Origin of the sequence: Streptomyces sp. NBC_00576, from assembly GCF_036345175.1 — a bacterium.
GTDB lineage: Bacteria > Actinomycetota > Actinomycetes > Streptomycetales > Streptomycetaceae > Streptomyces.
In genome coordinates this window covers 9,797,874-9,819,654 of record NZ_CP107780.1, presented here as the reverse complement: position 1 = coordinate 9,819,654, position 21,781 = coordinate 9,797,874, and the positions used below count along the sequence as shown (strand labels likewise).

The window sequence follows — 21,781 nt, the reverse complement described above, 5'->3', positions numbered from 1 at the left end:
GGGTCACTTCGGCGCGCTCACCGTCATGGCGCAGGCCGTGCCGTTGAGGGTGTAGGAGCTCGGCGGAGCGGTGTTGCCGGTGTGGGTCGCCTGGAATCCGATGTCGACGGACGCGCCTGGAGCGATCGTTGCGTTGTGGGCGACGTTCCTGGCCGTCACCTGGCCGGCGGCGGGCGAGTAGTCCGCGTTCCAGCCGGAGGTGACGGTCTGGCCGGCGGGCAGGGTGAAGACGAGGGACCAGCCGTCGATCGCGGTGGTGCCGGTGTTGGCGATGGTGATGTTCGACGTCAGGCCGGTGTTCCAGGTGCTGACGGCGGCGGCGACCCGGCAGGTCGCCGTCCCCGGCGACGGGTCGGAGGTCTGGAACTGTGTGAAGAACTTCCACACCTCCGCCGGCAGCCAGGTCCTGGATCCGCTGTCACCTGCGGCCCCGTCCTGCGGAGCGGCGATGTGTCCTTCGTCGAAGGCGGCCCAGGCGACCGGGTGCCCGGCCGAGCAGCCCGAGTAGGTGGTGACCCGGTGCGTCAGGCTGCCCTGGGCCGGCTCCGGCGGGTTCTGGGCGGTGCAGCCGTTGTTCCTGACGAATCTGTCCCGCAACGACCGTCCGCCGGAGATGCCGAGGACGTTGTCCCTGAGGCCGTGCACCCCGAGGTAGGCGATGGGCTGGGTGCCGCCACTGCATCCGCTGAGCTGCCCGCCGCTCTGGACCGCGACCGCGCGGAAGACCGTCGCCCGGGAACAGGCGAGTGCGTACGACATGGCGGCGCCGTAGCTGAATCCCAGGGCGAAGCGCTGTGTCGTGTCGACGCACAGGTCCGTCTCGATGCGCCTGAGTATGTCGTCGACGAGGGTGACGTCCTCCCCACCGGCATTGGCCCAGCCGTTGTTGAGGCCTTGGGGTGCGACGAAGATGGTGCTGTTGTTCGCCAGTCGCTGGAGCCCGTAGTAGGCCCAGGTGCCCGTCTCCACGGTGCGGCCGGTGGCGACGTCGGTGGAGGTGCCGCCCAGCCAGTGGAGCCCGAGGACCAGCCGGTACGCGTGGTTGCGGTCATAGCCGTCCGGGACCCGCAGGATGAAGGTCCGGCTCTTGCCGCCGCTCTGGATCGTGTACGTTCCGCTCGTCAGGGCGGGGGCCTTGCCGCATCCCGCGGTCGGGGCAGCGGCGTCGGCGCGCGCGGTGACCGTGTCGGGGGACGTGAGCAACGCGTCCGCGCCGTGAGCGCTGCTGCCCAGTGCCGTTCCCCCCGTGGTCAGGCCGAGCAGTACCGCCAGCACGGCGCCCCATAAGGGAAATCTTGTCCCTCTCATGTCAAATTCCCTTTCTCTGTCGGATCATCGCCATGTGCAGACAGGGGCCCGGGTCACCGTCGTGCGGTCACAGCGCCGACGGGGGTGAACTGCCACCAGTTCATGTTGAGCAGATAGCCACTGCCGCCGGTGAACCGAAGGTGGAGGTCCTGGGTCCCCGTGGCGCCGCTGACCGGACAGGTCACCGTCGTCCAGGCCTGCCAGCCACCGGTGTTCGGCACACCGCACCGCCCCGCGACCGGCCCGCTCGGACCGCCCAGGCGCACTTCGACGGTGCCGCCGCCATTGGCCGAGGCGACGCGTGCGGCGAAGGATGAGGCACCGGCCCCGAAGGCCACGCCCTTGACCTTGATGGAGTCGCCGTTGTCGATCCAGCCGACGTTCATTCCGCCTTCGCCGGCCGGTTCGGTCTCGATCCCGGAACCCCAGGCGATCGTCTCGGCTTCCTGGCGTACGTACGGATCGAGCGTGCCGGCCTGCGGAGCACCCGTGCTCGTCATGGTGATCGTGGGGATGGTGCCGTCGGCGTTGTAGGCGAACCTCTCCACCGCGACGGAACGGGTGTAGCCGCCTCCGCCCGCGAGCGCGCCGTTGTGGTAGAAGAAGTACGAATTGCCCTTGAAGTCCACGACCCCCGGGTGGTTGGTGAAGCTGCCGCCCTGTGTGGGCATGACCGTTCCCCGGTAGGTCCACGGGCCGGTCGGACCGGGGGCCGTGGAGTAGGCGATGAACTCCGAGCAGCACTTGGCCGCGAACACCAGGTAGTACAGGCCGCCCCGTTTGTAGACCCACGGCCCTTCCTCGAACAGCGTCGGGCGGTTGGCGTCGCCGGTACGGGTGCCGAACCCCGCGGTGGTGAGCGGAATCCTGGTGGGGCTGCCCGAGTAGGAGGTCATGTCGGTGTTCAGCTTGACGTACCACAGGTTCGGGTTGCCCCAGTACAGGTAGGCCTGGCCGTCGTCGTCGATGAAGACGGTCGGGTCGAACTCGCCGTTCTCCACCAGCGGGTGGCCGAGGGCGTCCCGGAACGGTCCGGTGGGGCTGTCCGACACCGCCACGCCGATTGCCATCCGGCCGGTCGCCCGGGTCTTCACCGGCACGTACCAGTAGAACTTGCCGCCCCGTTGGACGGCCTGGCCCGCCCACGCGTCGGCGGACGCCCAACTGAAGGTGGCCAGGCTGAGCGGCGAGCCGTGGTCGGTCCAGTTGACCATGTCGGCGGAGGACCACACCCGCCAGTCCTTCATGGTGAAGTAGGTGGAGCCGTCCTCGTCGTGTCCGGTGTAGAGGTAGACGCGCCCGTTGTACACCAGCGGGGCCGGGTCGGCGGTGTAGACGTGCTGCACGATCGGGTTGTCGGCCCTGGCCGCCGTGGGCTGCACAGCGGCGGGGACGACGGCGAACGCCAGCACGAGGGCCACGGTCCAGGCGATCGCCCGGGCGAGCCTCGTGCCGGTGGCGGGTGAGGTCCGGACCGGGATCATCATCGCCTCCGTGAGGTCGTGGCCGACGGGTGATCGCCGCCGGTCGGAGAGGAACCCGACTGCCTCACGACCGGCTCCACTTCTGGCCTGCCCGGCCGTCGCAGGCCCACAGGACCAGCGGGGTGCCGTTGGCGGTGCCGGCCCGGTCGACGTCGAGGCACAGCCCGGCGTGGACGTTGCGGATCGACCCGTCGGAGCCGACGGTCCACTTCTGGTTGTCCTGGCCGTTGCAGGACCAGGTGATGACCCGGGTGCCGTTGGCTGTGCCCTGGTTGTAGGCGTCCAGGCACTTGTCGCCGAACACGCGGATCTCGCCGCCGGCCCATGTGGTCCACAGCTGGTTGGCAGCCGTGTGGCAGTCCCAGACCAGTGCCGTGGCCCCGGCCGCGGTGGAGGCGTTGTCCACGTCCAGGCAGCGGCCGGACGCGTTGCCGCGCAGCCGCGAGGTGGCGGCGGCCAGCGGGCTGCCACCGGTCGCCTTGAACACAGCCACGCCGTGCGCCGGCACGCTCGCGGAGATCTGTCCGGACGTGCTCGACGTGCCGCCGGTCCACAGGTCCGTGAGGGTGAACGACCCGCCCGCCAGGCCGACTTGTGCCGCTGTCGTGGTGACCGTCGCGGTGCTGCCTCCCCGGTTGAACAGGCCCACCGCGACCGAGCCGTCGGACAGGGGCTTGGCGAACACCTCGGTGCTGCCGTCGTCGCGCACCCTGCGCCCGCCCGCCCCCAGCGAATCCTGGTTCACCGCCAGCAGACGCGGGTTGCGCAGGATCGCGCTCACGTCGGCGGACATGGTGCGGATGTCGTTGCCGGCCATGAGCGGGGCACCCATCAGCGACCACAGGGCGAAGTGGGAGCGGGACTCGGTCAGTGTCAGGCCGGGACGGCCCACGACCAGCATGTCCGGGTCGTTCCAGTGTCCGGGACCGGACTGCGCCGCCAGCGGTGCGGTGACGTCCAGGACGTTGCCGACGCCCATCGGATAGCTGTTGGTGTTGCCGTTCTGCCAGATGTCGAGCAGGTCCTCGGTCGTCCGCCACAGGTCGGCGACCTCACCCCAGTTGTAGGTGGAGCCGGTGATGGCGTGGAAGCTGTTGGGGTTGATGCTGTAGACGATCGGCCGCCCGGTGGCACGCAGGGCGTCGCGCATCAGCGTGAACCGCGCGACCTGCTCGTCGCGGGTACCGCTGGAGGAACACCAGTCGTACTTGAGATAGTCGACGCCCCACGAGGCGAACGTGGCGGCGTCCTGGGCCTCGTGCCCCCTGCTGCCCGTCGACCCGGGATAGCCGCCGCTGGTCTGCGCGCAGGTGCGTTCGCCCGGCACCTGGTAGATGCCGAACTTCAGCCCCTTGCTGTGGATGTAGTCCCCGAGCGCCTTCATCCCACCCGGGAACTTGGTCGGGTTGGACCGTAGGTTGCCTGCCGCGTCGCGCTGCGGGTCGAACCAGCAGTCGTCGACCACCAGGTACCGGTAGCCGACGTCGCGCATGCCCGAGGACACCATCGCGTCGGCGGCCTGGCGAACCTGCGCCTCCGTGATCCCGCACCCGAAGCTGTTCCAGCTGTTCCAGCCGAGTGGTGGCGTGAGCGCCGGGCTGCCTGGCGCGGCCGAGGCGGTGGAGTGCACGGAAGCCGTCACGGAAGCGGTGACCGTCAGCACGATGGTCGCGAGGAGGCGGAGCAGTCGTCCGCCTGACCTTCTGGGCACCAAGGGCTCCTTCATGGAAGGGCGCCATGGGCGGGTGACACGAAAGATCAATGTCACGTCCATGACACTGAAAAGACAGAGAGATGATGGTTCGAAATTTCGTGAGCCATTCGGAAACTACGGCTCCACGGATACTAGGGAGACCGTCGAACATGTCAACACCCATCACCGCACTGCCTCCACGATCCGGCCATACACACTCATGGAAGGTGGCGCATCCACATCATCCGGGCAACTGGGCTGCGGTGACATGGGATCAAATATCTTCGAATGTTTCGAAGCCGTCTTCGATTCATGCGAGAGGTATTGACGAGATTCACCGGCCCTCTATCATCCAGAATGCTCGACAAGCCGATCCGCGTTCGACATCTCGTATACAGAGCAGCCGCTCCGAGCGAACCAGCAGGGCACCTCCGGACACCTCCAGCCACCAACGGCTGGGCCACAGAAGGAGAACGCCACCCGTGCAGATGTCATGGACCCATCACGTCCTCTCCCGTCGCCGTGCACTGACGGCCGCCACCGGCCTGACCGCCGGCGCCCTGCTCCCTCCGACAGCGGCCGCCGGCACCACCTCCGCCCGGGGGCCGGCTCTCGCTGCCGCGGCGACCTTCACGAACCCCGTGATCTGGCAGGACTTCGCGGACATCGACGTCATCCGCGTCGGTGACACCTTCTACGCCTCGGCCTCGACCATGCACTACTCACCGGGCGCGCCTGTCCTGCGGTCGTACGACCTGGTCAACTGGGAGATCGCCGGTCACTCGGTGCCCGCGCTCGACTTCGGCGCCAAGTACGACCTGAACGGTGCCCGCGGCTACGTCCGGGGTATCTGGGCGTCGTCGCTGGCCTACCGGCCGAGCAACAGGACGTTCTACTGGCTCGGCCAGATCGACTTCGCCCGGACGTACGTCTACACCGCCACCGCCGCCGAGGGTCCGTGGAACAGACTGACGACGATCAGCACGCCTTACTACGACGCCGGGCTGCTCGTCGACACCGACGACACCCTTTACGTGGCGTACGGGAACAGCACGATCAGCGTGGCCCAGCTCTCGCCCGACGGCCGCAACCAGGTCCGCACCCAGCAGGTGTTCACGACACCGTCGAGCGTGGGCACCCTGGAGGGCTCCCGCTTCTACAAGATCAACGGGCAGTACTACATCTTCCTGACCCGCCCCGCGAACGGCCAGTACATCCTGAAGTCGTCGAGCGGCCCCTTCGGTCCCTACACGATGCGGCAGGTCCTCCTCGACCTTCGCGGACCGATCCCCGGCGGTGGCGTCCCGCACCAGGGCGGGCTGGTGCAGACGCAGAACGGCGCCTGGTACTACCTGGCCTTCGTCGACGCGTACCCCGGTGGCCGGATGCCCGCCCTGGCGCCGGTCACCTGGACCGCGGACGGCTGGCCGGTCGTGCAGCTCGTCAACGGCGCGTGGGGCACCACGTATCCCAGCCCGGCCGTGCCCCCTCCGCCCCGCCAGGTCACCCCCATGACCGGCGTCGACACCTTCGACGGCACAGCCCTCAAGCCGAGATGGGAGTGGAACCACAACCCGGACAACACCAAATGGTCGGTGAACAACGGCCTGACCCTGCGCACCGCGACCGTCACCAACGACCTCTACTGGGCCCGCAACACCCTCACCCACCGGATCCAGGGCCCCACCTCGACCGCCACCGTCCAGCTCGACTTCTCGGCGATGCGGGACGGCGACCGGGCCGGACTCGCGCTGCTGCGTGATTCCTCCGCCTGGATCGGCGTCAAACGCGACGGCGGAACGACGCGGGTGGTGATGGTCAACGGGCTGACCATGGACACCAACTGGAACACCACCGGCACCGGCACCGAGGTCGCGAGCGCGGCCGTCTCGGGCAGCCGCGTCTGGCTGCGCGCGAACGCGGACATCCGACCCGGCGCCGGACGCCCCGGAACCTTCTCCTACAGCACCGACGGGACCACCTTCACCCGCCTCGGACCCGCCTTCTCGTTGGGCAACGACTGGCGGTTCTTCATGGGCTACCGATTCGCCCTCTTCAACCACGCCACGCAAGCACTCGGCGGTGCGGTCCGCTGCACACGGTTCGAGCTGGCCACGCCATGAATAGGTCCACCGATCGCACCACGCAACCCCCCACCCACCCGAATAGGAGAAACATGAACCCGCTCAAACGCCTCGGCCGTCGCCGAGCCTCGATCCTGGGGCTGCTGGCCGCGACCGCTCTGGCGACACCCGGGACCGCGACCGGCGCGGCGGGCACGACCGCCTCGCCCGCCGCGACCGACACCGTTCGGGCCTCCACCCTGGGCGCCCAAGCGGCGCAGTCCGGACGGTACTTCGGAACCGCCGTGGCCGCAGGCCGGCTCGGCGACCGCACGTACACCGGCATCCTGGACCGTGAGTTCAACATGGTCACGCCCGAGAACGAGATGAAGTGGGACGCCACCGAGCCGTCCCGCGGCTCGTTCAACTTCGGCCCCGGCGACCAGATCGTCAACCGCGCGCTGTCCCACGGTCAGCGCATGCGTGGCCACACCCTGGTGTGGCACTCCCAACTACCCGGCTGGGTCAGCTCCATCAGGGACGCGAACACCCTGCGATCCGTGATGAACAACCACATCAACACCGTGGCGAACCACTACAGGGGAAAGATCCACACCTGGGACGTGGTGAACGAGGCGTTCGCCGACGGCGGCAGCGGCCAGCTCCGCAGCTCGGTCTTCCGGGACGTGCTGGGCAACGGCTTCCTGGAAGAGGCGTTCCGCACGGCCCGGGCGGCCGACCCGGGGGCCAAGCTCTGCTACAACGACTACAGCATCGACGACTGGAACGCCGCCAAGACCCAGGGCGTCTACCGCATGGTGCGCGACTTCAAGGCACGCGGCGTACCCATCGACTGCGTCGGCCTCCAGGCCCACCTCGGCGCCGGTGGTCCCCCCGGCAGCTTCCAGACGACGATTTCGAGCTTCGCAGCACTCGGCGTGGACGTCCAGATCACCGAACTGGACATCGCGCAGGCGTCGCCGAACGCGTACGCGAACGCGGTCAGGGCCTGTATGAACGTGGCGCGCTGCACCGGCATCACGGTCTGGGGCATCCGTGACAGCGACTCCTGGCGCAGCAACGAGAACCCGCTGCTGTTCGACCGTAACGGCAACAAGAAGTCGGCGTACAACGCGGCGCTGACGACGCTGGGCGGCACTCCCGCCGCCACCCGCAGCGCCGCCGACGCCGCCGCCCTGCCCAACAGGTACTCGTGGAGTTCCAGCGGCGCCCTGATCGGGCCGAAGTCCGACGCGTCGCACAACATCGCCGGCCTCAAGGACCCGACGGTCGTCCAGTACAACGGCAAGTACCACGTGTTCGCCAGTACCGCGAGCTCCTCCGGCTACAACCTGGTCTACCTGAACTTCAGCGACTGGTCCCAGGCCGGCTCGGCCACCCATCACTACCTGGACCGCACCGCCATCGGGTCCGGCTACCGGGCCGCGCCGGAGGTCTTCTACAACGCGCCGCAACGCCTGTGGTACCTCGTCTACCAGACCGGCAACGCCTCGTACTCAACCAACCCCGACATCAGCAACCCCAACGGGTGGAGCGCCCCGCGCAACTTCTACTCGTCGATGCCGGACATCATCCGGCAGAACATCGGCAACGGCTACTGGGTCGACATGTGGGTGATCTGCGACAGCGCCAACTGCTACCTGTTCTCCTCCGACGACAACGGCCACCTGTACCGCTCGCAGACGACCGTCGGCCAGTTCCCGAACGGGTTCACGAACACCGTCATCGCGATGCAGGACTCCAAGAACGCGTTGTTCGAAGCGAGCAACGTGTACAAGGTGCAGGGCAGCAACCAGTACCTGCTCCTCGTCGAGGCCATAGGTTCCGACGGGCGGCGCTACTTCCGTTCCTGGACCGCAACCGGCCTCGGCGGCTCCTGGACGCAGCTCGCCGCATCCGAAGGCAATCCGTTCGCCCGGGCGAACAACGTCAGCTTCCCCGCGGGCGCCTGGACCCGGGATGTCAGCCACGGCGAGATGATCCGCGCGGGCTACGACCAGACACTCACCATCCCCTCCTGCCGACTCCAGTACCTCTATCAGGGCCTGAATCCCAACGCGGGCGGCGACTACAACCTCCTCCCGTGGCGGCTCGGTCTCCTGACCCAGACCAACTCGACCTGCTGACCGACTGAGCCGTGGGGAGCGCTTCCGATGGGAGCGCTCCTCACCCATACCTCCGACCACCGGACACCTCCCTGTCAGAGAACCGAGGTACACGTCATGCGCCGCAGACTGCTCGCCCTCATAGCAGCGCTCTCCTCGCTGCCGCTGGCGCTCGCCGCCGCACCGTCCGCCCACGCGGCGGACCCGACGACCATGACCAACGGGTTCTATGTGGACCCCGACTCCAGCGCGAAGCGGTGGGCCGCCGCCAACCCCGGCGACGGCCGGACGTCCGCGATCAACGCCTCCATCGCCAACACCCCGACGGCCCGCTGGTTCGGCTCGTGGAGCGGCACCATCGGCAGCGCCACCGGCGCGTATGCGGGCGCAGCGGACGCCCGCGACAAGCTGCCCATCCTGGTCGCCTACAACATCTACAACCGCGACTACTGCGGCGGGCACTCCGCGGGCGGAGCCTCCTCGGCGTCCGCCTACGCGAACTGGATCGCCCAGTTCGCGGGCGGGATCGCCAATCGCCCAGCCGTCGTCGTCCTCGAACCGGACTCCCTCGGGGACTACGGCTGTATGAACCAGGCCCAGATCAACGAACGCAGGGCCATGCTCACCGGCGCCCTCGGCGAGTTCAACCGCCAGGCCCCCAACACCTGGGTGTATCTGGACTCCGGCAACCCGGCCTGGGCGAGCGCGGCGACCATGGCACAGCGCCTCCACGAAGCAGGCCTCCGGCAGGCCCACGGCTTCTCGCTCAACATCTCCAACTACCTGACCACGGGCGAGAACACCGCGTACGGCAACGCCGTCAACAATGAACTGCGTGCACGGTACGGCTACACCAAGCCGTTCGTCGTGGACACCAGCCGCAACGGAAACGGCTCCAACGGCCAGTGGTGCAACCCGTCGGGCCGCAGGATCGGCACCCCCACCCAGCTGGGCGGTGGCGCCGAAATGCTCCTGTGGATCAAGGTCCCGGGTGAGTCGGACGGCAACTGCGGCGCCGGCAGCGGCTCCTCGGCCGGGCAGTTCCTCCCCGAGGTCGCCTACAAGATGATCTACGGCTACTGATCCGGGACCGCACCGCCGCAGTTCCGGTACCGGGTCAGGGACGAGGGTCTTCCTCCAGCTTCTCGAAGAAGAACTCGTGCTTGAGGAAGGAGACGTCGTACTCGTGGCCGGACTGCGGCGGCAGCAACTGGGACGCCTGGAACAGACGCCACCCGTCGTGCAGCGCGGCGAGCCCGGTGTCGTAGGGCGGTTCGTCGCTGTCACCGGTCGTCGGACGGGACCGGCCGGTCCCGTCGTACCGGGACCAGCCCACCACGTGGGAGTCGAGTGCCGACGTCGAGAGGTAGAGGACCAGAACCTGCTGTCTCATGCGTGACTCCTGAGGGCCGGCCGGTTGCTGACGCGCGTGACCCAGTACTCGACGTCGAACGACTCGTCGCCGGTCAGGGCCCGCCACAGCAGGACCCGGTTGTAGATCTCCAGTCGGGCGGTGGCCTGTTCGGCCCACGGGAAGTACGTGTTGAGTTCCGCGGTCACCGCCGGGTCGTGCAGGTCGGCGGTGTCCCAGAGCCGCACCTGCGGCACGGTCGGGTTGAGGCGGAGTTTGTACATGTAGCGGCGGCGCGCGGTGTCGTTGCGGCGACCGCCGTGCCAGATGCCGTGGTGCAGGAGGACGACCGTGCCCGCCGGGCAGGTCAGACGCGTCTGACCCCTGAGGTTCTGGACGCGGCCGACATCCGTCTCGTTGATCCTGCGCAGATGGCTGCCGGGCACGCTGAGCGTGCCGCCCATCTCGGCGGTCACCTCGTGCGGGTAGTACATGAGCTGGATGTCGAACGCGTCCGGTCGTACGTCGATGATCGCGTCCGCGTGCAGAGGCTGCGCGTGTCCCTCGTGCGGTTCGCGCACATGTACCGCATGGTGATCGACGGTCGGCTCGGAGCCGACCAGGCTCTCGACCGCGCCCGCGACGACCGGCAGAGCGAGCAGCTCATGGACGAAGGTGTCCTGGGCGAACGCCTTGCTCAGCGGAGTGCCGTAGGGCACGTCCGGCAGGCCCTCGGCCAGGGTGGCGACGGCCCGTTCATTGATCTCCTGCGGAACCACTGCGTCCAGGCGCAGAAACCCCTGCGTGACGAAGCGCGCCGCCTGAACCGATGTCAGGAGTTGCTTGCTGGTTGGCATGCGACGAACGTACGTGCCTTGCCTGGCTCGGTCGTGGGCTGAAATCCTCGGGTGCTGGTGATTTTTCACCGTACAGGTGAGGCCGGAAAGCCATCGCTTTCCGGCCTCACCGCCTACTGCCCTACTGCCTTACGTGGGTTGGCCCTGTCACTGGATCGTCCAGGCCTGGTTGGACTGGTTCAGGGCCATCCACTGTGCGATGGCGGCTCCGTTCGCCGTCGATCCGCTGCTCACCTCCAGGACCTGCCTGCTCTCGAAGTTGCGGATGAGGTACCCGCCGCTGGTCGGCTCGAAGTACCACAGCTGGTTGTTGCCACCGCCGTAGGTCCACTGCCGCACCGCGGTCCCCTTCCAGTGGCTGGAGAAGTCCATGTCGAGTGCCTTGCCGCTGTTCCTGTTCACGATCTTGTAGAGCTGCCCGGTGACCGGAACGATGGTCCACTGCTGGTTGGCGCCACCGTTGCTCGGCCACTGGACGACGCTGCCGCCGTCGGCGGTGGACCCTTCGTAGACGTCCATCATCTGACCGCTGTTGACGTTCTTGATCGTGTAGAACGTCGACGGGTTGACGGTCGGTGTACCGGTCGCGTCCTCCAGTGCCCCGCCGGCCCGCTGCACACTGAAGTCCGTGATGTAGAAGTACGCGCCGTCGGTCTTGGCGACCCGCACGTAGCGGAACTGCTGGCGGACGTCGACGTTGCTCGTGAGCGTCGCGGCGAGCGGCAGGGTGCTCGTCTGACGTCCCAGGACGGTGTAGCTGCCGAAGGACGGGTCGTTGGAGGCCCGGATCTCGAAGTTGCCGCGGGTCTCCGACTGGTCCAGGTTCTGGCGGGTCGTCAGTGAGAACTGTCCGAGCTGGTAGGCCTGCCCCAGGTCGACCTGCCACCACGCCGAGGAGTCACTTCCGGTGGGCGACCAGCCGGTCGAGTTGTTGTTGTCGACGGCGTTCGCGGCCGGCGTGCCGGAATCGTAGACCGACGAGGAGGACGCCGACTTGTTGTAGGCGAGGTTGAGCTTCGTCGCCAGGCCCTGGTAAGCGGACTCAAGACCGGAGGCCTTGATCACCGAGTCGCCGGACGTCGTGTTGTTGGTGAGCGTGACGTTGGAGCCGTTGCGATTCTGGTTGATGAATCCGTCGGTACGCGACAGCACGTTGTTCGAGAGGGTCATGTTGTCCGACCCCTCGTCCAGGTAGACGCCGTGCACGGCGCTGCCGCAGGCGGCCGGCATGCGTATCGCGTCGTGGACGTAGTTGCCGTTGATGACCGTGTTCGGGTCGTTCGAGAGGTGGTAGATACCGGCGGAGTCGCACAGCCGGTTCATCACGTTGCCGATGCGGTTGTAGCTGACGCTGTTGTTGCCTGCGGCGTTGGCCGCCGACTGCCAGCCCCAGCCGAGCGAGATGCCGGCCCACGGAGTGTCGGAGATGTCGTTGTGGTCGATGGTGGTGCTGTTGACGAAGCCCGCGTTGATGCCCGCGGTTCCCAGGTAGTCCTCCCCGATCCGGGTGATCAGGTTGTTCTTGACGGTGACGTTCTTGACCACCTCCCGGACGTCCTCACCAGGCGGTGAGGTGGGCGGGTTGTAGACGGTGTGGTACTCCACGGTCGGGTCGGAGAACTTGCCGACCATGATTCCGTTGCCGGAGATGTCGTGGATCAGGTTGCCGGTCACGCTGCTGTCGTGCACGCCGTGGTGCAGGTCGAGGGCGCTGGCACCCATCTGCGTGAACGTGTTGCCGGTGAAGGAGAGGCGGTCGGCGTACGAGGCCTGGACGCCGGCCGGGGGTCGGCCGACGTACTGGTTGTTGGAGAAGTCGGCCGAGAGGTTGTAGTTGCCGCCCTGGGCGTTGAGGTAGCCGTTGTCGGTCGCTTCCATCCAGGTGGTCTGGGCGAAGGTGATCCCGGAAAAGCGCAGGTCGTGGACGGGACTGCCGAGGTTCGTGCCCTTGATGTCGAACAGCGTCTTGAGCGTCGGCGCCTGCACGGTGGCCGTGGACATGTCCTCGCCGGGACGGGGTTTGTAGTAGACGGTCTGCGCGGCCATGTCGACGTAGAACTCGCCCGGCTCGTTGAGGAACTCGTGGGCGTTCTCGAAGTGCAGGGGAGAGCCGTCGCCGAGCCACGGGTAGGGGCGCTGGAAGAGGATGCCCGCCTCGTGGTCCTGGATGGACACGTTGGCGGTGCCGTTGCTGGAGCTGATCGACTTCAGCCGCAGGAAGCTCTCGCCCCACGACGTCTCGAGCATCATCTCGACCTGGCTCAGGTGGTCCCAGTTGGAGACCTGCGAACTGAGCACCTTCAGCAGCTTGTTGGAACCGTCACTGCCCTGCAGCTGGAAGTCCGAGCCGATGTCGGGGAAGCGGGACCGGGTGGCGCGGACCCCGTTGACGTACAACTGCCGGAAGTTGAGGGCGCCCACGGACGCCTTGTACTCCCCATTGGCAGCCGCGGTCCAGCCGGTGACGGCCTTGCCACTGGTGATCACGGGTGTCTCACCGTTGTACGCCTGGTAGACGACCGTGTGGCCGTTCGTGCCCGAGTCACTGGTGCCGAAGCTGATCGGGGCGGTGAGGGGGTAGGTGCCTCCGCGCAGGTTCACGACGATGTCGTCGGCCATGTTCGTGTTGACGGCTCGGACCGCGGTCTCGGCGGCCTGGACGGTTTTGAACGCCGCGGTGGTGCTGGTTCCCGAGTTGCTGTCACTGCCGTTGACAGGGTCGACGTAGAAGTTCGTCGTGGCCGCGTAGGCGGGTTGAACGGGCAGTACGGCCGCGAAGACGACAGTCGCCGCCGCAAGCGCCTTGACCGTCCCCGCGCCGATGCGTGTGGGTCTCATCTGTGGTGCCCCTCCTCCACGCCCCGTTGCATATGAGTTGCATTTATCGGTGCAAGAGAGCGTCCGAGTCAAGACGATAGACATACTTATTTTTCACTGGCGCAACACCGGTGACATGATGGACGCCTCAGACTCGGCACCCGCATGTGTCGCCGACAGCAAGAAATAGGTGCAGGTAGGAGCACAACAGCCTTTTGCAATCAACTTACTTACCGGCTTGCGGGGCGACTGTCACTCGAAAAATGAGTACTACTCATATTGGCCGCCGCTTGATGCAAACGGGGCGGCAACGCCGTCACCCCGCCAGGTGAGTACCCGGCGGGGTGCATGGATGATCGAGGTTCGGCGGTCAGCAGGTGGAGTTGGTCTGGGTGAGCGTCACGGACCATCTCGCCGTGACTGATGTACTCGGTCCAGACGCCGCCGGGGAAGGTGACGTTGTCACGGCTGGCGAAGGGCTGGCTCTCCGAGGCGGCCAGGGATGTCCGGTTGCCGGTGAGGCCGGTGGAGGTGAAGGCCTTGAAGTAGCACCGCCCTGTGGCGTGTTGATGGCCTCCTGGAGCAGCACGTACTGGTTGCTGCCGGAGACCTTGTACACGTTGGTCGCCTCGAACAGGTTGTTCTTGGCATCCGACATCACCAGCTGGGTGTTCCCGAAACCGTTCGGGAAGTCCGCCAGGCTGGTCTGGGCGCGGTAGATGTGGCCGTTGTCGTCACTCAGGACACCAGGCACCTGTCCGGCCGCGGTCGTCCGGCGCCGGGCCGCGATCCGAAAGGAACACGGCTCAAGCGGCGACGGGAGTCCTCGAAACCGGCTCACTAGACAGGCGTCGACGCCGACGGCACGAAGGGTGCCCCGTGTCCCGGCACAATCAGCGCCGGGCCGAGGGCCAGGACCTTCTCCCTGGCCGCCCGCAGTTGCTCGCGGTCGGGCGCGAAGGGGTCGTCGGCGGGTCCCTCGGCGGTCCACCACAGGTGGGTCAGGACCACCAGGCCCTCGGTGGCCGTGACCAGGGTGCTGACGTCCTCGGCGGTGTGGCCGGGGGTCGTCATGAGCGTGATCGACGGCGACAGCTGGTACCCGTCGGCATCGCGGTCCTCCCAGATGTCGTTCTGGTAGATCGCCATGTGATCGTGGAAGCGGGCCCGGGGGAACAGGGCCGCATTCAGGGTGTGGTCCGGGTGGTGGTGGCTGAAGATCACGTCGGTGACGTCTTCGGGGTTCAGTCCGTGGTGCGCGAGCGGGTCCAGGATGAGTCGGCGGTCCGCGACCATGCCGGGATCCGCGATCGCGACCGTCTGGCCGTCGACAAGCAGGGTGACGGTGCCGGCCACGCGCGTGTCGGCGTAGCCGGTGGTCAGGACGTGGAAGGCAGCGGTCATGAGGGGCTCCTCGGGTGACGGGTGTGGTGTGGGGCCGTACCAGCCGGTCAACGGGGAAAGAGTGCCCGGAAGCCGGTGAGCATGGCCCGGAGACCGATGTCGAACGCGAGCTCGGCGCGGCGGTGGTCGGTGGGGGTGTCGTCGAGTACGGCGCTGAGGTGGGGGGCTGTCTCGCGGGTCACGTCGGAGACCATCACCGGCGGCGCGACGAGGTCGAGGGCCGAACCGAGGATGAAGCTCTCCAGCGCGTTGATCAGTGGCATGACCTGGCCGGTGGTGAAGCCGGCGGCCAGCAGGAGTTCGGCGACCCTTTCGTACATCGCGTGCATGAAGGGCTCGGCCAGCGGGGCCGTCGCAAGCAGGGGTACCGCCCCGGGGTGGGCCACGAAGGCCGTGCGATAGGAGCGGGCCCAGGCCTCCAGCGCCTGCTCCCACGGCTGTGACGAGTCCCAGTCGTCAGGGCTGGTCTCCAGGGCCAGCTCCTCCCGCATGAGCGAGATGATCTCCTCACGGCCCGACACATGGTGGTAGAGCGCGGAGGGAGCGACCCCGAGCTCCCTGGCCAGCGCTGGAATGGTGAGGGCGCCCTGCTCGTCGGCGATTCTCAGCGCTGCCGCGCCGATGCGCCGGCGGTCCAGCAGAGGGGTGCGCGGCCTTGCCACGTGGGCTCCTGTTCGTACGTCTCCCCCGCTGGGCGGCGGCACGGCCACCCGCGGCTGTCACCCGAACTTTACCGAATGACTTTCAGTAAAACGCTTCCCGGCCGTTCGAGTGACGCCTACATTACCGAAACCGAATCAGTTTCAGTTCGGGTTTCGGTTCCAGTTCGGTTGTCGTACGACGGGAAGGGCGCCGCCGCCATGCAGGCCGACATCGTGTTCACCGGAGGGATCGTCAGGACCGGGGCCGCCGAAGGCCCGGTGCTCGACGCCCTCGCCGTCACGGACGGAAAGATCAGCGCGCTCGGGGCAGAGGCGCTCTCCGCCCGCGGCAGCAGTACTGTCGTGGTCGATCTGCGAGGAGGCGCTCTGCTGCCCGCATTCGGCGACGGGCACGTGCACCCCGTGATGGGCGGCTTGGGCCTGCTCGGAGCACCCGTCCGCGAGTGCACCTCCGTACAGGAGGTCGTCGAGGCCGTACGGCTCTGGGCCCACGAGCATCCCGAGGCCGCGTGGGTCACCGGCGACGGTTTCGACGCCTGGCTCGCCCCTGACGGCCGGTTCGACGCGCGCTGGCTGGACGCGGCCGTCCCCGACCGGCCCGTGGTGCTGCGCACCATGGACCACCACACCGCGTGGGTGAACAGCGAGACACTGCACCGGGCCGGGTTCACCGCCGCCACGCCCGACCCGGCCGGCGGGGAGATCGTGCGCCGGGAAGGCTCCGCCGAGCCGCTGGGCACGCTGCGCGAGTTCGGCGCCCTGCTTCCCGTTCTCGACCTCGTCCCCCCGCAGTCGCACCAAGTGCAGGTGGACGCGCTGCGCGCAACCGCCGCCCGATTCGCCGCCGCCGGGATCACCTGGGTGCAGGACGCCTGGGTGGAAATGCACCACGCCGACGTCTGGATCAGCGCGGCGGCCAACAGCCCGGGGCTACCGATCCGTGCCGACCTCGGCTTCTTCCTGGGACCCGAGCAGTGGCGCGAGCAGCTCCCCCGGCTCGCCGCCAAGCGTGAACGGGTGGAAGGTGCTGCCCCCGGGCTGCTGACCGCGCACACCGTGAAGTTCTTCGCCGACGGGGTCATCGAGTCCGGCACGGCCGCCCTCCTGGAGCCCTACACCGACTGCCCGCACTCCCACGGCATCGCCAACTGGACACCGGACGAACTGGCGGCCGCCGTCACCGCGATCGACGCCCTCGGCTTCCAGCCGCACATCCACGCGCTCGGCGACGGCGGCGTCCGGGTCGCCCTCGACGCCATCGAGGCCGCGGCCCGCGTCAACGGCCCCCGCGACCGCCGTCCTGTCATCGCCCACGCGCAGCTGATCGACCCCGCCGACCTGCCCCGCTTCGCCGAACTCGGGGTGATCGCCAACCTCCAGCCGCTGTGGGCCCAGCCCGACCGGCTGATGACCGACCTCATCCTGCCGAAGATCGGCCCGGAACGCGGCGCACGGCAGTACCAGATCGCCGCCCTGCTCGCCTTGGGCGCACCCATCGCGTTCGGCAGCGACTGGCCGTGCACCGACTACGAACCGCTGCGGGGCATCGCCACCGCCGTGACCCGCCAGACCCCCGACGGAATTCCCGAGGGCGGCTGGCTTCCCCAGGAGCGGATCGACATCGCGACCGCCCTGGCCGCCTACTCCGCCGGGTGCGCCCACCAGGCGTTCGAGGAGAAGGAATGGGGCGTCCTGCGCCCCGGAATGCGCGCGGACCTGGTGCATCTCGCCGTCGACCCGGTCGAGACCGCTCCACACGACCTCGCGGACCTGCCGGTCCTGGGCACCTGGCTCGCCGGCCGGCGCACGCACGGTTTCTACTCCCTCTTCCCCGTTTCTCCCGGCGGACGGTAGCCGCCCGGCGCCTTCCGCGGCCGAACCGCTCCACCAGGTCAGCAACATCCACCTGTCACCTCACGCAGCACGCGGAGACCCCCATGACCGAGCCTCAGACTTCCAACGCGCCCCAAAGACCCCCAGCGGCTGCCGGTACGGAGCCGGCCGGCCACCTTCAGCGGGCCACGCTCGGCGTCACCGACATCGTCTTCTTCGTCGTGGCGGCCGCCGCCCCGCTCACCGTGATGGCGGGTATCGCCCCGCTCGCCATCCTCTTCGGCGGCATCGGCGCCCCGGTCGCCTACCTGACGGTCGGCGTCGTCCTGTGCCTGTTCGCGTTCGGTTTCACCGCCATGACGCCCCACATCCGCAACGCGGGCGCCTTCTACTCGTACATCGCCCGGGGCCTGGGTCGGCCTGCCGGACTGGGCGCGGCGCTGCTGGCGGTGTTCTCCTACAACGCCCTGCAGATCGGCACCTACGGCGCCTTCGGCTTCTTCGCCGCCGGCACCGCGAGCGACCTCCTGGGCGTCGACCTGCCCTGGCCGGTCTACGCCTTCGCCGGGATCGCCGTGGTGTGGTTCCTCGGCTTCCGGTCGATCCACGTGGGCGCCAAGGTCCTCGCCGTCCTGCTGATAGCGGAGACCGCCATCCTTGTGCTGCTGGCCGGCGCGATCCTCGTCAAGGGCGGCGCGGACGGCCTGAGCCTGGCCTCCTTCGCCCCCGCCAACGTCTTCACCTCGAAGATGAGCGCACCGCTCGGCCTCGCCGTCGCCGCCTTCATCGGCTTCGAGTCCACCGTCCTCTACCGCGAGGAGGCCCGCGATCCCGACCGCACAGTGCCCCGCGCCACCTACCTGGCCGTCGGCTTCCTCGGCCTCTTCTACACGTTCGTCGTCTGGGTCATCGTTCAGGCCTTCGGTGACGACAAAGTCGTAGGGACCGCGGCACAGAACCCGGCAGAGATGTTCTTCACCGCCATGACCCGCTACGTGGGCGGCTGGGCCACCGATTTCCAGCGGGTCCTGATCGTCAGCAGCCTCCTGGCCTCCCTGCTCGCCTTCCACAACGCCATCACCCGCTACGGCTACGCGCTTTCCGTCGAGGGCGCCGCCCCCGCCCGCCTGGGCCGCGTCCACCCCCGGCACGGCTCGCCCTGGATCTCCGGCATCGCACAGACCGTGCTGGCGGCCGTCGTCACCGCCGTCTTCGCCGCGATCGGCGCACACCCGTACAACGAGTTCCTGCTGTGGGTGAACACCCCCGGAGTGGTCGGCATCCTCGCGCTGCAGACGCTGGCCGCCTGTGCCGTGGTCGCCTTCTTCCGCCGTAATCCCGGAATCGGCGGGGCGGGACGCGTGCGCACGGTCGTCGCACCCGCGACCGCCGCACTCCTCCTGGCCGTGATCACGGGGCTGGTCTGCACCCGCCTCAATCTCTTCACCGGCGCTCCGCCCGCCGTCAACTGGACACTCGCCGCGCTCACCCCGATCGTCTTCTCGATCGGCGCGGTCCTCGCGATGCGGCTCCGCCGCAAGCAGCCGGAGGTCTACGCGAAACTCGCCACCACCGACGTCGAGTCCGTGTGACCGACGGCGGGCCCCGTCGCGGGACGAGAGATCCGCGGCGGGGCCGCCGTGCCGACCGGTACGACGGTCACCGTGTCGCGAGCGCCCCGTCAGCCCCGCGCCTCGGACGCTCGCGCCCTTTCCGCTGCGAACAGCGTCGTGAACGCCGAGTGACTCGCGGACCGCTACCGCGTCCTGGCCCCGGACGCACTGAGGCCGGGTGACAGCGACCGGGATCCGCAGGGCGCGTACTGCACGGATCCTACGTCGCCGATTTGGAGAAGTTCGCCGACCGCCTCGGCCCTCGATGCCCGTCACGGAAGGAGAGGCGTCGTGATCATCGAGCAGCTGAGCCCCAGGTACGGATCCTCGGCAACCTGCTCGGCACGTATGTCAGGGGCTGTCGGCCTGCCCCTGCCTCTGCCTCTGCGCGTCGTGAGCGGGGCGGGTCCGTCCTCGGGTGGTGCGCCGTCGATACGGATCTGCGGCGCCGCCCGTCACTTCCGCGCCGTCGTCCCCAAGGGAAGGGTTGTTAGCTGCTCGCCATGGAGTGCGTTCGAGGTCGAATTAGCTCGATCGTGTGATCGTCCGCTTGCGGGATTGCGGTGCCCTGGGCCGTTTGGGTTAGCGTGGCCGTGCGACCTGGGACACCGGGTACGGCGTCAGCGTGCGGGGCTCCTGCTCCACCAGAGGATGGTTCAGGGCCTCCCCGTCGCCTCCGGCCGTATCCAACTGGCCAGGTCGTGAGGAAACTGGCCTCCCGGACATGGACCGCGCACAGGATGCGTGTCGCCACCCGGGGTCGAGAACGCCGGGGACCAGCTCGCCCAAGACCGTTCGGGGCGCGCGGCTGAACAGGCTCACGCCCGCTCAGTCTTTAGGAACGGTTCACCGGAGCGCAAATGTTCCCTCAGCCACTGCTCCGTGTTGCTCACGTGCAGCAGTGCGGCGGCCTGGCTGAGGGCGGAGTCACGGGTGGACAGCGCGTTGAAGATGGCCTCGTGCTCGGCGAGAGTACGGCCCGCGGCCTTGTCGTCGACCAGACCGCGCCAGATGCGGGCGCGCAGGGTGCGGCCGGAGATGCCTTCGAGCAGGGTGAGGAGGGTCTCGTTGCCCGTGGCCGCGACGACGGCGCGGTGGAAGGCGGCGTCGTGGGCGTTGAGCTGTGCGACGTCCTCGCGGGCCTCACGCATGGCGTCCAAGTGCCGCTTCACCTCGGCCAGTTGGACGTCGGAGATCCGGGTCGCGGCAAGGGCCGTGGCGATCGGTTCGAGGAGTCGGCGTACCTCCATGAGGTCCTGCAGAGCGACCGAGTCGCCCTGCAGGAGTTCCACCGCACCGCCGAGTCCCTCCAGGAGCAGGCTCGGCTGAAGGCTGGTCACATACGTGCCGTCGCCCCGCCGGACCTCCAGGACCCGCGCTACGGCCAGTGCCTTGACCGCTTCGCGGGCGAGGTTGCGGGACAGGCCCAGCTGCGCGGCCAGGTCCGGCTCCGGAGGGAGCTTCGAGCCGGGAGGCAGGGCACCGGTCCGGATCAGCTCACGAATGTCCTCGATGGCCTTGTCCGTCAGAGACACCGCTCATCCCTCCCCCACCGTGCCCCGTGAGCACGTCCGACCTGATCAGCCCCTGAGTGCGGAGATCGTCCCAGAGGCCGTCCGGGACTTGCCGATCATGGAGTTCAACGTTTCGTCCGACCTGTTCCGGAGTCCGCATTCCGAGGGTGACGTTGATGATAGTGGGATGCGTGTGCGGGAAGGCGATGGCGGCGGCGGGCAGGGTGGTGCCGTGCGCCGCGCAGACCTCGGCGATCGCCCGTGCGCGGGCGACCAGTTCCGGCGGGGCGTCCTGGTAGTCGTACTTCATCCCCTCTGCGGGCCGGTCGCGGGAGAGCAGTCCCGAGTTGAACACACCCACCGCCACCACGCTCTTGCCGAGTTCGTACGCGGCGGGCAGGACGTCGTCCAGCGCCGACTGGTCCAGGAGCGTGTAGCGGCCGGCGAGCATCACCACGTCGGCGGCGGTCTCGCGCAGGAAGCGGGCCAGCATCGCCGACTGGTTCATGCCGGCGCCGATCGCGCCGATCACGCCCTGGTCGCGCAGCTCCGCGAGCGTGGGCATGGCCTCCTCGGCTGCCTGCCGCCAGTGGTCGTCCGGATCGTGCAGGTAGACGATGTCCAGCCGGTCCAGGCCGGTGCGCTCCAGTGTGTCCTCGATGGAGCGGAGCACGCCGTCGCGGCTGAAGTCCCACTGGCGGCGCAGGTCGTCCCGTACGACGAAGCCCTCGGAGTCCACGCCTCGTGGCTCCTCGTTGGGCACCAGCAGCCGGCCCGCCTTGGAGGAGATGACGTACTCGTCGCGCGGGCGGCCTCGCAGCGCGGCACCCAGACGGCGCTCGGAGAGGCCGAGACCATAGTGCGGGGCGGTGTCGAAGTACCGGATGCCGGCCTCCCACGCCGCGTCGACGGCGGCTGCCGCCTCACCGGCCGGGACGACCCGGTAGAGATTGCCGATCACGGACGCCCCGAAGCCGAGCTCGGTAAGTGGGACGGCCGTGTCCTGGATCTTCTGCTGGTGCAAGACGTGCTCCTGGGATACGGGTGAGGGGGCCG

The 21,781-nt window shown here is 68.4% G+C and carries 15 protein-coding genes and 2 pseudogenes; 5 read left to right on the top strand and 12 right to left on the bottom strand.

Features of this window, described 5'->3' with window-relative positions:
- Positions 1-3: 3 nt before the first annotated feature.
- The 3 genes from OG734_RS42695 to OG734_RS42685 all read right to left on the bottom strand — a co-directional run bounded on the left by OG734_RS42695 (position 4) and on the right by OG734_RS42685 (position 4,518).
- On the bottom strand, positions 4-1,308 hold the full coding sequence (locus OG734_RS42695; protein WP_443065023.1) for a cellulose binding domain-containing protein: 1,305 nt from the start codon (positions 1,306-1,308) through the stop codon (positions 4-6).
- 53 nt (positions 1,309-1,361) lie between these two features.
- Positions 1,362-2,792 carry a glycoside hydrolase family 43 protein gene (locus tag OG734_RS42690; RefSeq protein WP_330293995.1) on the bottom strand — a complete coding sequence of 477 codons (1,431 nt, stop codon included), beginning with the start codon at positions 2,790-2,792 and terminating at the stop codon, positions 1,362-1,364.
- A gap of 64 nt (positions 2,793-2,856) precedes the next feature.
- The gene (locus tag OG734_RS42685; RefSeq protein ID WP_443065022.1) at positions 2,857-4,518 is read right to left on the bottom strand and encodes a glycoside hydrolase family 27 protein; all 1,662 of its coding nucleotides are present in this window, start codon (positions 4,516-4,518) and stop codon (positions 2,857-2,859) included.
- Between the two features lie 455 nt (positions 4,519-4,973).
- Here OG734_RS42685 and OG734_RS42680 point away from each other — a divergent pair, with 455 nt between their 5' ends.
- From OG734_RS42680 to OG734_RS42670, 3 genes are all read left to right on the top strand, one after another.
- The gene (locus tag OG734_RS42680; RefSeq protein WP_330293994.1) at positions 4,974-6,608 is read left to right on the top strand and encodes a glycoside hydrolase family 43 protein; all 1,635 of its coding nucleotides are present in this window, start codon (positions 4,974-4,976) and stop codon (positions 6,606-6,608) included.
- Between the two features lie 53 nt (positions 6,609-6,661).
- On the top strand, positions 6,662-8,695 hold the full coding sequence (locus OG734_RS42675) for a non-reducing end alpha-L-arabinofuranosidase family hydrolase (RefSeq protein ID WP_330292741.1): 2,034 nt from the start codon (positions 6,662-6,664) through the stop codon (positions 8,693-8,695).
- Positions 8,696-8,791: 96 nt separating this feature from the next.
- Positions 8,792-9,757, top strand: a complete 966-nt coding sequence (locus OG734_RS42670) for a glycoside hydrolase family 6 protein (protein ID WP_330292740.1) — start codon at positions 8,792-8,794, stop codon at positions 9,755-9,757.
- Between the two features lie 34 nt (positions 9,758-9,791).
- On the opposite strand, the gene OG734_RS42665 is transcribed toward OG734_RS42670, so the two are convergent.
- The 7 genes and pseudogenes from OG734_RS42665 to OG734_RS42635 all read right to left on the bottom strand — a co-directional run bounded on the left by OG734_RS42665 (position 9,792) and on the right by OG734_RS42635 (position 15,765).
- Positions 9,792-10,067: a hypothetical protein gene (locus OG734_RS42665; RefSeq protein ID WP_330292739.1), complete on the bottom strand. Its 276-nt coding sequence runs from the start codon at positions 10,065-10,067 to the stop codon at positions 9,792-9,794.
- A complete protein-coding gene (locus tag OG734_RS42660) occupies positions 10,064-10,882 on the bottom strand; it encodes a phytanoyl-CoA dioxygenase family protein (protein ID WP_330292738.1) in 819 nt (272 codons plus the stop codon). Before OG734_RS42660 ends, OG734_RS42665 begins: the two co-directional genes overlap by 4 nt.
- Before the next feature lie 147 nt (positions 10,883-11,029).
- Complete coding sequence (locus tag OG734_RS42655; RefSeq protein WP_330292737.1) at positions 11,030-13,720, bottom strand: RICIN domain-containing protein; 2,691 nt, start codon at positions 13,718-13,720, stop codon at positions 11,030-11,032.
- Between the two features lie 209 nt (positions 13,721-13,929).
- A pseudogene (locus tag OG734_RS42650) lies at positions 13,930-14,202 on the bottom strand (non-reducing end alpha-L-arabinofuranosidase family hydrolase); the annotation flags it as partial.
- A 122-nt stretch (positions 14,203-14,324) separates the two neighbouring features.
- Positions 14,325-14,453: pseudogene (locus tag OG734_RS42645) on the bottom strand (non-reducing end alpha-L-arabinofuranosidase family hydrolase); the annotation flags it as partial.
- A gap of 86 nt (positions 14,454-14,539) precedes the next feature.
- A complete protein-coding gene (locus OG734_RS42640) occupies positions 14,540-15,103 on the bottom strand; it encodes an MBL fold metallo-hydrolase (RefSeq protein WP_330292736.1) in 564 nt (187 codons plus the stop codon).
- A gap of 47 nt (positions 15,104-15,150) precedes the next feature.
- Entirely contained in the window at positions 15,151-15,765 is a 615-nt protein-coding gene (locus tag OG734_RS42635) for a TetR/AcrR family transcriptional regulator (RefSeq protein WP_330292735.1), read from the bottom strand.
- 168 nt (positions 15,766-15,933) lie between these two features.
- Here OG734_RS42635 and OG734_RS42630 point away from each other — a divergent pair, with 168 nt between their 5' ends.
- Positions 15,934-17,619 carry an amidohydrolase gene (locus tag OG734_RS42630; protein WP_330292734.1) on the top strand — a complete coding sequence of 562 codons (1,686 nt, stop codon included), beginning with the start codon at positions 15,934-15,936 and terminating at the stop codon, positions 17,617-17,619.
- 83 nt (positions 17,620-17,702) lie between these two features.
- A complete protein-coding gene (locus OG734_RS42625; protein WP_330292733.1) occupies positions 17,703-19,190 on the top strand; it encodes an APC family permease in 1,488 nt (495 codons plus the stop codon).
- An 839-nt stretch (positions 19,191-20,029) separates the two neighbouring features.
- Here OG734_RS42625 and OG734_RS42620 read toward each other — a convergent pair.
- Positions 20,030-20,746, bottom strand: a complete 717-nt coding sequence (locus OG734_RS42620; protein ID WP_330292732.1) for a FadR/GntR family transcriptional regulator — start codon at positions 20,744-20,746, stop codon at positions 20,030-20,032.
- On the bottom strand, positions 20,709-21,749 hold the full coding sequence (locus OG734_RS42615; protein ID WP_330292731.1) for an aldo/keto reductase: 1,041 nt from the start codon (positions 21,747-21,749) through the stop codon (positions 20,709-20,711). The genes OG734_RS42620 and OG734_RS42615 overlap by 38 nt, the downstream gene beginning before the upstream one ends.
- Between the last annotated feature and the right edge of the window lie 32 nt (positions 21,750-21,781).

Coding starts and splice junctions, on each gene's coding strand:
- OG734_RS42675 (WP_330292741.1), top strand. CDS start 6,662: ATGAACCCGCTCAAACGCCTCGGCCGTCGCCGAGCCTCGATCCTGGGG.
- OG734_RS42625 (WP_330292733.1), top strand. CDS start 17,703: ATGACCGAGCCTCAGACTTCCAACGCGCCCCAAAGACCCCCAGCGGCT.
- OG734_RS42640 (WP_330292736.1), bottom strand. CDS start 15,103: ATGACCGCTGCCTTCCACGTCCTGACCACCGGCTACGCCGACACGCGC.
- OG734_RS42660 (WP_330292738.1), bottom strand. CDS start 10,882: ATGCCAACCAGCAAGCAACTCCTGACATCGGTTCAGGCGGCGCGCTTC.
- OG734_RS42690 (WP_330293995.1), bottom strand. CDS start 2,792: ATGATCCCGGTCCGGACCTCACCCGCCACCGGCACGAGGCTCGCCCGG.
- OG734_RS42655 (WP_330292737.1), bottom strand. CDS start 13,720: ATGAGACCCACACGCATCGGCGCGGGGACGGTCAAGGCGCTTGCGGCG.
- OG734_RS42665 (WP_330292739.1), bottom strand. CDS start 10,067: ATGAGACAGCAGGTTCTGGTCCTCTACCTCTCGACGTCGGCACTCGAC.
- OG734_RS42695 (WP_443065023.1), bottom strand. CDS start 1,308: ATGAGAGGGACAAGATTTCCCTTATGGGGCGCCGTGCTGGCGGTACTG.
- OG734_RS42670 (WP_330292740.1), top strand. CDS start 8,792: ATGCGCCGCAGACTGCTCGCCCTCATAGCAGCGCTCTCCTCGCTGCCG.
- OG734_RS42685 (WP_443065022.1), bottom strand. CDS start 4,518: ATGAAGGAGCCCTTGGTGCCCAGAAGGTCAGGCGGACGACTGCTCCGC.
- OG734_RS42680 (WP_330293994.1), top strand. CDS start 4,974: ATGTCATGGACCCATCACGTCCTCTCCCGTCGCCGTGCACTGACGGCC.